The organism is Streptomyces sp. NPDC019531 (assembly GCF_044903305.1).
In the GTDB taxonomy this organism is placed as follows: Bacteria; Actinomycetota; Actinomycetes; order Streptomycetales; family Streptomycetaceae; genus Streptomyces.
The window spans coordinates 66267-79474 of the sequence record NZ_JBJDQL010000045.1 but is presented as its reverse complement, the minus strand read 5'-3'; the positions used below and the strand labels follow the sequence as shown (position 1 = coordinate 79474).

Annotated in this window: 10 protein-coding genes and 2 pseudogenes; 10 read left to right on the top strand and 2 right to left on the bottom strand. The window is 69.3% G+C overall.

Annotated features, from left to right (window positions below):
• Window positions 1–184: 184 nt before the first annotated feature.
• Entirely contained in the window at window positions 185–580 is a 396-nt protein-coding gene (locus tag ACI2L1_RS36515; RefSeq protein WP_404743723.1) for a hypothetical protein, read from the bottom strand.
• Between the two features lie 217 nt (window positions 581–797).
• On the opposite strand from ACI2L1_RS36515, the gene ACI2L1_RS36510 reads away from it, so the two are divergent.
• The 5 genes and pseudogenes from ACI2L1_RS36510 (at window position 798) to ACI2L1_RS36490 (ending at window position 4513) form a co-directional block, all read left to right on the top strand.
• A complete protein-coding gene (locus tag ACI2L1_RS36510) occupies window positions 798–989 on the top strand; it encodes a hypothetical protein (protein WP_404743722.1) in 192 nt (63 codons plus the stop codon).
• Between the two features lie 217 nt (window positions 990–1206).
• Window positions 1207–2028: pseudogene (locus tag ACI2L1_RS36505) on the top strand (radical SAM protein); the annotation flags it as partial.
• A 134-nt stretch (window positions 2029–2162) separates the two neighbouring features.
• Entirely contained in the window at window positions 2163–3758 is a 1596-nt protein-coding gene (locus ACI2L1_RS36500; protein WP_404743721.1) for an alpha/beta hydrolase, read from the top strand.
• 57 nt (window positions 3759–3815) lie between these two features.
• Window positions 3816–3909: pseudogene (locus ACI2L1_RS36495) on the top strand (RidA family protein); the annotation flags it as partial.
• A 73-nt stretch (window positions 3910–3982) separates the two neighbouring features.
• Window positions 3983–4513 (top strand): GNAT family N-acetyltransferase, encoded by a 531-nt coding sequence (locus ACI2L1_RS36490; RefSeq protein ID WP_404743720.1) that lies wholly within the window; start codon window positions 3983–3985, stop codon window positions 4511–4513.
• A 231-nt stretch (window positions 4514–4744) separates the two neighbouring features.
• Here ACI2L1_RS36490 and ACI2L1_RS36485 read toward each other — a convergent pair whose 3' ends face one another.
• Window positions 4745–5320, bottom strand: coding sequence for an adenylosuccinate lyase (locus tag ACI2L1_RS36485; protein ID WP_404743719.1), 576 nt, complete (start codon window positions 5318–5320; stop codon window positions 4745–4747).
• A 356-nt stretch (window positions 5321–5676) separates the two neighbouring features.
• On the opposite strand from ACI2L1_RS36485, the gene ACI2L1_RS36480 reads away from it, so the two are divergent.
• From ACI2L1_RS36480 to ACI2L1_RS36460, 5 genes are all read left to right on the top strand, one after another.
• A complete protein-coding gene (locus ACI2L1_RS36480) occupies window positions 5677–7482 on the top strand; it encodes a 3-hydroxyacyl-CoA dehydrogenase family protein (protein WP_404743718.1) in 1806 nt (601 codons plus the stop codon).
• A gap of 142 nt (window positions 7483–7624) precedes the next feature.
• Window positions 7625–8452, top strand: coding sequence for a TetR family transcriptional regulator (locus tag ACI2L1_RS36475; RefSeq protein WP_404743717.1), 828 nt, complete (start codon window positions 7625–7627; stop codon window positions 8450–8452).
• Between the two features lie 390 nt (window positions 8453–8842).
• Window positions 8843–10186: a crotonyl-CoA carboxylase/reductase gene (ccrA, locus tag ACI2L1_RS36470; protein ID WP_404743716.1), complete on the top strand. Its 1344-nt coding sequence runs from the start codon at window positions 8843–8845 to the stop codon at window positions 10184–10186.
• A gap of 17 nt (window positions 10187–10203) precedes the next feature.
• A complete protein-coding gene (locus ACI2L1_RS36465; RefSeq protein ID WP_404743715.1) occupies window positions 10204–12252 on the top strand; it encodes a protein meaA in 2049 nt (682 codons plus the stop codon).
• Window positions 12249–13208, top strand: coding sequence for an HpcH/HpaI aldolase/citrate lyase family protein (locus tag ACI2L1_RS36460; protein ID WP_404743714.1), 960 nt, complete (start codon window positions 12249–12251; stop codon window positions 13206–13208). Before ACI2L1_RS36465 ends, ACI2L1_RS36460 begins: the two co-directional genes overlap by 4 nt.

The following is a 13208-nucleotide window of genomic DNA, read 5'->3' as shown; positions in this document are numbered from 1 at the left end:
CCATGCTCTCCATGATGGACATCCTCCCGGGGCAGAACCCCTGATCTCGGATGTCCGTCAAAGCGGATCAAGCCCACCAGTTCGTCCTTCCGGCTTGGCTTGGTCATCGCAACACCCTCAGGGGCTGGTGTTGCAACGACCTGTTAGTGGGGCAGGGGTGTGACGGACGTGGGAGGGCAACTGTTCAGCCCGCGCCGTCCGACTCCGCGTTGCCGAGGCCGCTCATGAACTCCGCGACGACGGCCTGCTCATGACGGGGGTCGGGTGGCAGCTTGACCGGTCGGCCTCGGTCCGGTGAGCGCTCAGCCAGGGAGCGCCATGCAGCCTCCCGCGCCTGGGTTAGCTGCTCCCGCACCCGGTCGACAGCCCGGAACTCCTCATCGTGCAGCAGGTGGGCATCGTTGTCGGTAAGGAAGCTCAGCAGCGCTTCGCGGTAGTCGATGCTGGTCTCGCTGAGGTCCCCGGGGTCGGCGGCGAGTTCACGCAGTTCCTTCAAGGCGCACTCCACCATGTCGTCCAGCAGCGTTCCCTCTGCGAACCATCCGATCGGCTCGTCAAGATACGCATACCAGTTGTTCACCTCGACCCAGCAACACCTTCGAGGGCAAGAGCGCCACGCAACTTCCTCGAGGACAGGGAGGTCGCCGTGCTGCATCTCCTGGAGGGCCACGGCTGCCTGGAAGGGCGGACCCTGCCCGAGCCGGTACCACGTCGACATCATCCAGAAGCATCTGGAGGCGACTGAGCGTCACAGCCACCGCAGCCACCCATGCCGACGCCAGCCGTGGGCCCGGCGCATGGAGCTCGCCCACGGGGCGCACCGCTTCGAGCTGGAATGCTGGCGGCACAGCACGACCTGGACAAAGAACACCACCGCGCCCGACGCCCTTGCGCTCGTATGGGACTTCGTCGACCAGGCGCACGCCGCGCAGTCGGGCACCGTAACCGTGCCCATACAGGCGGCGTTGGGTACACCGGCGCGTGCATGAACATACGTCCCCGCAGATACGCGTGTGGGGTCAGCTCGAACTCTCGGGCTGAGCAAGGACGGGGGGACGCTTGCCGGTCTCAGTGGCCCGCTGGCGCAATCGCGTCGGAGCCACGTGGACCCAGGTTTCGGATGGGAGGTCCACGCGGCGGGTCACGAGAGCTCCCGCGCTGTGCTGCCGAGGAACGATCTGCTCGCCGATCTATGAGGGGAAGCAGTGCTGCGTGTACTGCTTCGCCCGCAAGACGCACAGCTATCTGGACCTGGACACCGGACTCGGCTTCGACTCGCAGATCGTGGTCAAGGTGAACGCCCCGGAGCTGCTGCGCCGCCAGCTGGGCTCACGCCGCTGGACCGGCGACCACATAGCGATGGGCACCAACGTCGACTGCTACCAGCGCGCGGAAGGCCGCTACCGCCTGATGCCGGGCATCCTCGCCGCCCTGCGCGATCACGCGAACCCCTTCTCGATCCTGACCAAGGGCACGCTGATCCTGCGCGACCTGGAGGTGCTCAGACAGGCCGCCGAGGTGACGGACGTCGGCATCTCGGTCTCGGTCGGCTTCACCGACCCCGGCCTGTGGCGCACCGTCGAGCCGGGTACCCCCGCTCCGGAGCGGCGCCTGGACGTCGTACGGACACTGACGGAGCACGGCATCGGGTGCGGGGTGCTGATGGCCCCGGTGATCCCGTTCCTGAGCGACCACCCGGCACAACTGCGGGCCACCGTGCGCGCGATCGCCGCCGCGGGGGCCACCTCCGTCACCCCGCTGGTGCTGCATCTGCGGCCGGGCGCACGAGAGTGGTTCATGGCCTGGCTGGAACGGGAGCACCCGTACCTGGTACGCCGTTACGAGCGGCTCTACGCGGACGGCGCCTACGCGCCCAAGTGGTACCAGCGCCGGATCACCCGTCAGGTCCACGAGCTGGCCCAGGAATACGGCATCGGTCCCGCGGGCGCGGGGATGCCACGACGGATCCGCGAGCCGGAGCCCGAGGCCGAGTCGATGTCCGAACCGACCCAACTCACGTTGATCTGAGAGCATTCGAGCGCACCGGACGACCCAATCGGGTCAAGTATTGTCAGAACACGTTCTTCCGGGCGTACTTTCCGGGACGATGCGGCGTGGACCGTGACCCTCGCGGTCCGGAACCTCCGTCCTGGGAGGACCTCATGAGAAAACGCGCAGCCGTGCTGTGCGGTGCCGCGGTCGTCGTGGCCGGGACCTTCACCGCCGTCCCCGCCGACGCGAGCGCCCCGCAGGCCACGCGATCCGCCCAAGCCGCCCAAGCCGCTCAGACAGCGAAACTCGCCTGGAAGAAGTGCGGCACCGCCGACTACCCGACGCTGCAGTGCGCGTCCCTCAAGGTGCCGCTCGACCACGCGAACCCGCGCGGGCAGCAGATCACCCTCGCGCTGTCCCGCGTCCCGCACACCGCGAAGAAGTACCAGGGCCCCCTGCTGGTCAACCCCGGCGGTCCCGGCGGCAGCGGGGTGACCTTGGCCGGCTTCATCGCCTCCGGCCTGCCCAAGGCCGTCGCCGCCCAGTACGACGTCGTCGGCTTCGACCCGCGCGGGGTGGGCGCGAGCAAGCCCGCCCTCGACTGCAAGCCGGGTTACTTCAACCCGGTGCGCCCGGACTCCGTGCCGAGCACACCCGCGATCGAGAAGGCCAACCTCAAGCGCGCGAAGTCCTTCGCCGCCGCCTGCGGCCAGAAGTACGCGGGCGTACTGCCGTACATCAACACCATCAGCGCCGCGCAGGACATGGACTCGATCCGTCAGGCCCTCGGCGCCAAGAAGATCAACTACTTCGGTTACTCGTACGGCACCTATCTGGGCGCGGTCTACGCCAAACTCTTCCCGCACCAGGTGCGCCGACTGGTCCTGGACTCGATCGTCGACCCGACCGGTGTCTGGTACGACGACAACCTGGGCCAGGACTACGCCTTCAACGACCGGCACCGCGCCCTGATGGCCTGGATCGCCAAGTACGACGCGACGTACAAGCTCGGCACCGATCCGGAGAAGATCGAGGCCAAGTGGTACGCGATGCGGGCGGCCCTCGCCAAGAAGCCCGCGGGCGGCAAGGTCGGCGCCTCGGAGCTGGAGGACACCTTCATCCCCGGCGGCTACTACAACGGCTACTGGCCCTACCTGGCCGAGGCGTTCGCGGCCTATGTGAACGGCAAGGACGCCGACCCGCTGGTCGAGGCGTACGAGAACTTCGCCGCCGTGGACGCGGTCGGGGACAACGGCTACAGCATCTACACCTCGGTGCAGTGCCGTGACGCCTCCTGGCCGCGCGACTGGCGCCAGTGGCAGAAGGACAACTGGGCCGTGTACGAGAAGGCCCCGTTCATGGCCTGGAGCAACGCCTGGTACAACGCGCCGTGCGCGTTCTGGCCCACGAAGTCGCTGAAGCCGGTGCACATCGCCAACGGCAAGCTGCCGCCGGCGCTGCTCTTCCAGGCGACGAACGACGCGGCCACCCCGTACGAGGGCGGCGCGACGGTCCATCGTCTGCTGGCGGGCTCCAGTCTCGTCGTCGAGCAGGGGGGCGGGAACCACGGCATCACGCTGAGCGGGAACACGTGCCTGGACAAGTACCTGGCCGCCTACCTGAGCGACGGCAAGGTGCCGCGCGGCGGTGGCGAGGCCGACGCGGTGTGCAAGGCGCTGCCCGATCCGAAGCCGCTGACTTCCAAGGCGGCGTCGACGTCCTCGCGCGGCGCGGCGTTGCACGGGCTGCTCGGCTTCCGCGGCTGAGCGCCTGACGCTCCGTCGGGGACGGTCGTTGTCAGTGCCGTGGTCCACCATGGACGCATGAGTGAACTGACCAGGATTCCCGCCCCCGACGGGGTCGCCCCCGGCGGCCCAGTACTCCCATGTGGTGCTGGGCCGCGGCCGTTTCGTCGCGGAGGTCGAGGCGTTCACGGTGGTCGACGGATAATTCGGGGGCTAGAGCAGGCGGGTGTGCCTAGGGTGCCGCCATGGACGACGATCGCCTCCTCATCCGCCCGATGGCCCTCGCCGACTGCGACCGCGTGGCCGAGATCCGTGTCCGCGGCTGGCAGAGCGCGTACCGGGGCCTGATCCCGCAGTCGTACCTCGACGCGATGAGTGTGGCGCTGGACGCCGAGCGGCACCGCACCCGCTTCGGGCAGGGCGACGGCAGCGTGGTGAACTTCGTGGCCGAGTGGGACGGCGAGGTCATGGGCTGGGCCTGTCACGGGCCGTACCGGGACGGCGAAGTCCGCACGGCGGACGCCGAGTTGTACGCCGTCTACGTGAACCGGCGACGGTGCGGCACCGGCATCGGACACGCCCTGCTGCGGGAGGCCCTGTGGAACAGCACGGCCGCGGGCCACGACCGCATGTACCTGTGGGTCCTCAAGGGCAACACCCGGGCTCGCCGCTTCTACGAACGGGCGGGCTTCGAGGCCGACGGCGCCGAGGAGCCCTTCGAGGCGGACGGCGTCCCGGTACCGGAGGTGCGGTACGCACGGACGCTCCACAGCTGACCGCTCGCGGCCGCCCGCATCGTGGAGCGCGGCCGACGGACCGAGCGGGAGCGCGGACGTCCTCGGCCCGCGTGCGTGGCTCCGGCGTCCTCGCAGGCGTTCGGCCATCCGGCCTCCTCCCACGCGTCCGCACCTCCATCGACCTGCGGGCCGCGGCCGACGCCCGATGCCCGATGCCCGCCGACTCACCGGGCCCGGCGCCGCACAGCTCCCCGCACGCCGCCCGTCGGCTCACCCCGGCTTCGGAATCCGCCCCAGCGCCCGCACCGCCGCCTCCGCGAGCACCGGATGCGCGAGCGCCTCGTTCAGCACGGGTCTGGCACGGGCGTCGGCCAGTGTGCCCAGCCCTTCCACACAGGCCAGGGCCACGCGCCGGTAGGGGTCGTGCGGACGCAGCCGGCGTTCCAGCGTGGTGATCAGCGCGGGCACGGACTCCGGGGCGCGCAGCTCGGCCAGGAGCCGGACCGGGTGCAGCGCGTAGGCGACGCGGAGTTCGTTGGTGGCGAGGGCGGCGGCCGCGCGGGCCGTGCGCGGGTCGCCGAGACATGCGAGTGCGTACGCGGCCGCGGCACAGCGCGGCGGGTCCCGGTGGTTGAGCAGCAGGACGAGCGACTCGAAGGCCCGGCGGTCCCCCGCGACGCCGAGCCGGAACGCGGCCAGCTCCCGGGCCCACAGCGGTTGTCCGGGCTCGGCGAGTACTCCGGCCAGCTCGTCGAGGTCCTCGGTCGCCACGAGACAGTCGTAGGCGGCCGACGCCCCGGCCTCCTGCCGTAAGCGCTGAGTGAGCGATCGCAACTCTTCGTCCATGAACCCGAGGTTAGGCGGCCCGCCCGGAGCGCGGGACGTACATCACAAATCCGGGGACTGGCGCGCTCGTTACCCACCGGTTAAGCTCAGACGAGCGAGTTACCCACTCGCGAACTCCTTGCGCCGGCCTGGTGACGCAGCCGCCGCAAGAACAGTTGTCGTACGACCCGGCTTGGGACAGGGCCGGTCGGCTTCCACCGTTCTCCGGGCATGTGCGATGCCCGCGACGACGGCCCGGGCGTGTGCGCTCGCAGCCCGGCAACACCCGCATTCCGCAATGCCTCACGCACCCGGTGCGCCCCCTCGGCGTACCGGGTCGCGCTCCCAGTCGTCACCCTCATTCCTGGAGTCCCGCGATGGCCACTCCCCTGTCCGACACCTCTCCGTACCCGCTCAAGACGATCGCCGTCGTGGGCCTCGGCACCATGGGCACCGGCATCGCCGAGGTCCTCGCCACGGCCGGCCGCGAGGTCGTCGGCATCGACGTCAGCGAGGCCGCGGCCGCCAAGGCCGTCGCCGCCCTGGAGACCGCGACCGCCCGCGCCGTGGAGCGCGGTCGGCTGACCGAGCAGGAGCGCGCGGACGTCCTCGCCCGCATCCGCACCTCCACCGATCTCAGGGCCGCGGCCGACGCCGACCTCGTCATCGAGGTGGCTCCGGAGTCGTACGAGATCAAGCACCAGATCTTCCGCGAGCTCGACGCGATCGTGCGACCCGAGACGATCCTCGCGACCGGCACCAACGCCCTGTCCGTGACCCGTCTGGCCGCCGACTCGGCCCGCCCGGAGCGTGTGCTCGGTCTGCACTTCTTCAACCCGGCGCCCGCGATGAAGCTGGTCGAGGTCGTCTCCTCGGTGCTGACCGCGCCGACGGCCGTCACCGCGGTCACCGACCTCGCCGTCGACCTCGGCAAGGAGCCCGTCGCGGTCGGCGACCGGCCCGGCTTCGTCGCGGACGGGCTGCTGTTCGGCTACCTCAACCAGGCGGCCGCGATGTACGAGGCGAAGTACGCCTCCCGCGAGGACATCGACGCCGCGATGCGCCTGGGCTGCGGCCTCCCCATGGGCCCCCTCGCCCTGCTCGACCTGATCGGCGTCGACACCGCGCGCACCGTCCTTGAGGCCCTTTACGCCGAGTCCCAGGACCGGCTGCACGCCCCGGCCCCGATCCTCAAGCAGCTCAGCGAGGCGGGCCTGACCGGCCGTAAGTCGGGACGCGGTTTCTACACGTACGAGGCCCCGGGCAGCGCGACCATCGTGCGGGACGCGCTGACGCCCACGGAGGGCTCCGCGCAGACCACCGGCCGCGAGGTCCGCTCCGTCGGTGTCGCGGGCTCCGGAACCATGGCGTCCGGTATCGCCGAGGTCTTCGCCAAGGCCGGATACGAGGTCGTCCTCGCCGCGCGCAGCGAGGAGAAGGCGCAGACGGCGAAGGCCCGTATCGGCAAGTCGCTTTCCCGCTCCGTCGACAAGGGCCGGATGACCGCCGAGGCGGCCGCGCAGACCCTGGCCCGGATCGACGCGGCGGGCTCGTACGAGGCGTTCGCCGACGTCGACCTGGCCGTCGAGGCCGTCGCCGAGGACCTGGAGATCAAGCGGCAGTTGTTCCAGACGCTGGACAAGGTCTGCAAGCCGGGCGCGGTCCTGGCCACCACGACCTCCTCGCTGCCCGTCGTCGCCTGCGCCCGCGCCACCTCGCGCCCGCAGGACGTGATCGGCATGCACTTCTTCAACCCGGCACCGGCAATGAAACTGGTCGAGGTCGTCCGCACGGTCCTGACGGCCGAGGACATCCACGCGACGGTCCGCGAGGTCTGCGTCAGGATCAAGAAGCATGCGGTGGACTGCGGCGACCGTGCGGGATTCATCGTGAACGCATTGCTTTTCCCGTACCTCAACAACGCGATCAAGATGGTCCAGGAGCACTACGCCTCCCTCGACGACATCGACGCGGCGATGAAGCTGGGCGGCGGCTACCCGATGGGCCCCTTCGAACTGCTGGACGTCGTCGGACTCGACGTCTCCCTTGCGATCGAGAAGGTCCTGCACCGCGAGTTCCGCGACCCGGGCCTGGCTCCGGCCCCGCTCCTGGAGCACCTGGTGGCCGCGGGCTGCCTCGGCCGCAAGACCGGCCGCGGCTTCCGCGAATATGCCCGCCGCTGAGGACGTCGGCGACTGGTTCACAGACGGCGAGGACTGGGGCGGGCTGCTCGATCCGGGCAGCCTTCTCCCGCCGACGGAGCCCGGCGGCACCGCGCCGGTCCCGGGCGGGACAAACCCCGGACACGCGCACCAACCTGCGCACATGCAGTACGTTCGGGTCATGCCCCAGCCCGCCAAGTCGTCCCGAACACCAGTCACGCCCGACGCGCCGGAAAGTGCCGCAGGCAGCCGCGCGGCCGCCCAGCGGCTCAAGATGCGCCGAGAACTGGCGGCCGCCGCGATGGAGCTGTTCTCCACCAAGGGGTACGAGGCGACCACCGTCGACGAGATCGCGGCCGCGGCCGGGGTCGCCCGCCGCACCTTCTTCCGCCACTTCCGCTCCAAGGAAGAGGCGATCTTCCCCGACCACGACGACACGCTGATCCGCGCGGAGGCGGTGCTGAACGCGGCCCCCGCGCACGAGCACCCGCTCGACACCGTGTGCCGTGGCATCAAGGAAGTCATGAGGATGTACGCGGCCCGGCCGGAGATCTCGGTCGCCCGCTACAAGCTGACGCGCGAGGTGCCGACGCTGCGCGAGGCGGAGATCGCGTCGGTGGCCCGCTACGAGCGGCTGTTCACGCGGTATCTGCTCGGACACTTCGACGAGCACGCGCACGACGACGACGCGAACGACGATCCGTTGCTGGCGGAGGTCGCCGCGTCGGCGGTGGTCACGGCCCACAACCATGTGCTGCGGCGGTGGCTGCGGGCCGGGGGGCAGGGAGACGTGGAGGCACAGCTGGACCACGCCTTCGCGATCGTGCGCAAGACCTTCGGGACGGGCATCGGCGCCGGGCGGGAGACTTCACCCCGGCCGGCCCCGGCCACGGTGTCCTCGCAGGGCGAGGTGCTGGTCACGGTCGCGCGGACGGACGCGCCGCTCGACGAGGTGATGCGGGCCATCGAGCAGGCGCTCAAGGAGCGCTGAGCGGCCTTCGACGCTGTGAGGACGGCCACCCTTCGGGGTGGCCGTTTTGGCATGTCAGAGACCCTTTTCAGGCAGCTTTCAGCCCTCGTTCGATCGATCATCGCTCATTTGTTACGTAAAGATTTCATCTGAGGCCAATCTCTGGCACTCAGTGCCTTGCACGGTGGCACGCGGTGTCTTACGTTGAAAGGAGTCCGGGCGGCCGGCGTGCAGAGACCTTTCGTACGTCGGCTGTCCCAGCAACTCATCGAGTCGCCCGCCCGGACGCCTGCGTCACAGGCAACCTCCCGCGCCACAAAGCGCTGCCGAGCACCATCCCCGCCGAACCGACGGCACCGACGTAACCCTCAGCGTCCCTCCCTCAGGACGCGTATCGCCGGAGGCAACACCGTGACCGTGAAGGACATCCTGGACGCGATCCAGTCGCCGGACTCGACTCCGGCCGACTTCGCCGCTCTGCCGCTCCCCGAGTCGTACCGCGCGATCACCGTGCACAAGGACGAGACGGAGATGTTCGCGGGCCTGGAGACCCGCGACAAGGACCCGCGCAAGTCGATCCATCTGGACGACGTGGCCCTGCCCGAGCTCGGTCCGGGCGAGGCCCTGGTCGCCGTCATGGCGTCGAGCGTCAACTACAACTCCGTGTGGACCTCGATCTTCGAACCACTGTCGACCTTCGGGTTCCTGGAGCGCTACGGCCGCACCAACGACCTGGCCAAGCGGCACGACCTGCCGTACCACATCATCGGCTCCGACCTCGCGGGCGTCGTCCTGCGCACCGGCCCCGGCGTCAACGCCTGGAAGCCCGGCGACGAGGTCGTCGCGCACTGCCTGAGCGTGGAGATGGAGTCGAGCGACGGCCACAACGACACGATGCTCGACCCCGAGCAGCGCATCTGGGGCTTCGAGACCAACTTCGGCGGCCTGGCGGAGATCGCGCTGGTCAAGTCGAACCAGCTGATGCCGAAGCCGGGCCACCTCAGCTGGGAGGAGGCCGCCGCTCCAGGGCTCGTCAACTCGACCGCGTACCGGCAACTCGTCTCCCGCAACGGCGCCGACATGAAGCAGGGCGACAACGTCCTCATCTGGGGCGCGAGCGGTGGACTCGGCTCGTACGCCACGCAGTTCGCGCTGGCGGGCGGCGCCAACCCGATCTGTGTCGTCTCCAGCGACCAGAAGGCGGACATCTGCCGTTCCATGGGCGCCGAGGCGATCATCGACCGCAATGCCGAGGGCTACAAGTTCTGGAAGGACGAGCAGACCCAGGACCCGAAGGAGTGGAAGCGCTTCGGCAAGCGCATCCGCGAGCTCACCGGCGGCGAGGACATCGACATCGTCTTCGAGCACCCCGGCCGCGAGACCTTCGGCGCCTCCGTCTTCGTCACGCGCAAGGGCGGCACCATCACCACCTGCGCCTCGACCTCGGGCTACATGCACGAGTACGACAACCGCTACCTGTGGATGTCGCTGAAGCGGATCATCGGCTCGCACTTCGCCAACTACCGCGAGGCCTGGGAGGCCAACCGGCTCATCGCGAAGGGCAAGATCCACCCCACGCTCTCCAAGGTGTACTCCCTGGAAGAGACCGGCCAGGCAGCCTACGACGTGCACCGCAACCTCCACCAGGGCAAGGTCGGCGTGCTGTGCCTGGCCCCCGAGGAGGGTCTCGGTGTGCGCGACGAGGAGATGCGCGCCCAGCACCTCGACGCCATCAACCGCTTCCGCAACATCTGAGACACCCGGGGTCATAGATGACTGAGCGTCAGCCCGCCGCAGGCAAGCGGGAGAAGGACCGGCCGTGGCTCATGCGCACATACGCCGGTCACTCCACGGCCGAGGCGTCCAACGAGCTGTACCGGCGCAACCTCGCCAAGGGACAGACGGGCCTTTCCGTGGCCTTCGATCTCCCGACGCAGACCGGCTACGACTCCGACCACATCCTCGCCCGCGGCGAGGTCGGCCGGGTCGGGGTACCGATCGCGCATCTCGGTGACATGCGTCGGCTGTTCCAGGACATCCCCCTGGAGCAGATGAACACCTCGATGACGATCAACGCCACCGCCATGTGGCTGCTGGCGCTCTACCAGGTCGTCGCCGAGGAGCAGGGTGCGGACATCACCCAGCTCCAGGGCACGACCCAGAACGACATCGTCAAGGAGTACCTGTCCCGGGGGACGCATGTCTTCCCGCCGGGGCCGAGCCTCCGTCTGACGACCGACATGATCGCGTACACGGTCTCGCACATCCCCAAGTGGAACCCGATCAACATCTGCAGCTACCACCTCCAGGAAGCGGGCGCCACACCGGTCCAGGAGATCGCGTACGCGATGTCGACGGCGATCGCGGTCCTCGACGCCGTCCGGGACTCCGGGCAGGTGCCGCAGGAGCGCATGGGTGACGTCGTCGGCCGTATCTCCTTCTTCGTGAACGCGGGCGTCCGGTTCATCGAGGAGATGTGCAAGATGCGCGCCTTCGGCCGTATCTGGGACCAGGTCACCCGTGAGCGCTACGGCATCGAGAACCCCAAGCACCGCCGCTTCCGTTACGGCGTCCAGGTCAACTCCCTCGGTCTGACCGAGGCGCAGCCGGAGAACAACGTCCAGCGGATCGTCCTTGAAATGCTGGCCGTGACCCTCTCGAAGGACGCACGCGCGCGTGCCGTGCAGCTGCCGGCCTGGAACGAGGCGCTGGGCCTGCCCCGACCCTGGGACCAGCAGTGGTCGCTGCGCATGCAGCAGGTGCTGGCGTACGAGAGCGATCTGCTGGAGTACGAGGACATCTTCGAGGGCTCGCACGTCATCGAGGCGAAGGTGAGCAAGCTGGTCGAGGAGTCCCTCGCGGAGATCGAGCGGATCCAGGAGATGGGCGGCGCGATGGCCGCCGTCGAGTCGGGTTACCTGAAGTCGCAGCTCGTGTCGTCGCACGCCGAGCGCCGGGCTCGTATCGAGTCCGGGCAGGAGAAGATCATCGGCGTCAACATCTTCGAGACGACCGAGCCCAACCCGCTGACGGCCGACCTGGACACCGCGATCCAGACGGTCGACCCGGCCGTCGAGGCCCGCGTGATCGCCGGGCTCCAGAACTGGCGCGACACGCGCTACCAGCCGCCCTTCAATCACCCGCGCCCGTGCAAGGCGCTGGAGAAGCTGAAGGAGGCCGCCAAGGGCACCGGCAACCTCATGGAGGCCACCCTGGAGTGCGCCCGCGCGGGTGCCACCACCGGCGAGTGGGCCGGGGCCCTGCGGGAGGTGTTCGGCGAGTTCCGGGCGCCCACGGGTGTCTCGTCGGCGCCGGTGGCGGTCCCCGCGGAGGAGGGCTCGGCCATGGCCGACGTCCGCCGCCGGGTCGAGGTGACCGCCAAGGACCTCGGCGTCGGCAGGCTGCGCTTCCTGGTCGGCAAGCCGGGCCTTGACGGGCACTCCAACGGAGCCGAGCAGATAGCCGTACGCGCGCGTGACGCCGGCTTCGAGGTGGTCTACCAGGGCATCCGGCTCACCCCTGAGCAGATCGTGGACGCGGCACTCGCCGAGGACGTGCACGCGGTCGGCCTGTCCATCCTGTCCGGCTCGCACGCGCAGCTCGTGCCGGATGTACTCGAACGGCTCCGTGTGGCCGGTGCCACAGATCTACCCGTCATCGCCGGTGGGATCATCCCCAATGGAGACGCCGAGCAGCTGCGGGCCGCCGGAGTGGCCGCCGTCTTCACCCCGAAGGACTTCGACATCACCGGCATCATCGGCCGCATCGTCGACGAGATCCGGAAAGCGAACAAGCTCGACCCCCTGGAGGTCCCCGCATGACCGTCAACCGTCTGCGTCCCCGCCGCTCGTGTCTCGCGGTACCGGGAAGCAACCCCCGCTTCCTGGAGAAGGCGCAGGGCCTCCCGGCGGACCAGGTCTTCCTCGACCTGGAGGACGCGTGCGCCCCGCTCGCCAAGCCCGAGGCGCGGCACACCATCGTCAAGTTCCTCAACGAGGGTGACTGGACCGGCAAGACGAGGGTCGTGCGCGTCAACGACTGGACGACCGAGTGGACATACCGCGATGTCGTGACCGTCGTCGAGGGGGCCGGCCAGAACCTCGACTGCATCATGCTGCCGAAGGTGCAGACGGCCCAGCAGGTCGTCGCGCTCGACCTCCTGCTGACCCAGATCGAGAAGACCATGGGCTTCGAGGTCGGCAGGATCGGCATCGAGGCGCAGATCGAGAACGCCCAGGGCCTCAACAACGTCAACGAGATCGCGACGGCGTCCCAGCGCGTCGAGACGATCATCTTCGGCCCGGCCGACTTCATGGCCTCCATCAACATGAAGTCGCTGGTCGTGGGCGAGCAGCCGCCCGGCTACCCGGCGGACGCCTACCACTACATCCTGATGAAGATCCTGATGGCGGCCCGCGCCAACGACCTCCAGGCGATCGACGGCCCCTACCTGCAGATCCGCAACGTCGAGGGCTACCGCGAGGTGGCCCAGCGTGCCGCCGCGCTCGGCTTCGACGGCAAGTGGGTGCTGCACCCGGGCCAGGTCGAGGCGTCCAACGAGATCTTCTCGCCCTCGCAGGAGGACTTCGACCACGCCGAGCTGATCCTGGACGCGTACGACTACTGCACGTCCGAGGCGGGTGGCAAGAAGGGCTCGGCGATGCTCGGCGACGAGATGATCGACGAGGCCAGCCGCAAGATGGCGCTGGTCATCTCCGGCAAGGGACGGGCGGCGGGGATGACCCGTACGTCGAAGTTCGAGATCCCGGAGGCGTGA

Coding starts and splice junctions, on each gene's coding strand:
- ACI2L1_RS36510 (WP_404743722.1), top strand. CDS start 798: ATGGAGCTCGCCCACGGGGCGCACCGCTTCGAGCTGGAATGCTGGCGG.
- ACI2L1_RS36500 (WP_404743721.1), top strand. CDS start 2,163: ATGAGAAAACGCGCAGCCGTGCTGTGCGGTGCCGCGGTCGTCGTGGCC.
- ACI2L1_RS36490 (WP_404743720.1), top strand. CDS start 3,983: ATGGACGACGATCGCCTCCTCATCCGCCCGATGGCCCTCGCCGACTGC.
- ACI2L1_RS36485 (WP_404743719.1), bottom strand. CDS start 5,320: ATGGACGAAGAGTTGCGATCGCTCACTCAGCGCTTACGGCAGGAGGCC.
- ACI2L1_RS36480 (WP_404743718.1), top strand. CDS start 5,677: ATGGCCACTCCCCTGTCCGACACCTCTCCGTACCCGCTCAAGACGATC.
- ACI2L1_RS36475 (WP_404743717.1), top strand. CDS start 7,625: ATGCAGTACGTTCGGGTCATGCCCCAGCCCGCCAAGTCGTCCCGAACA.
- ACI2L1_RS36465 (WP_404743715.1), top strand. CDS start 10,204: ATGACTGAGCGTCAGCCCGCCGCAGGCAAGCGGGAGAAGGACCGGCCG.
- ACI2L1_RS36460 (WP_404743714.1), top strand. CDS start 12,249: ATGACCGTCAACCGTCTGCGTCCCCGCCGCTCGTGTCTCGCGGTACCG.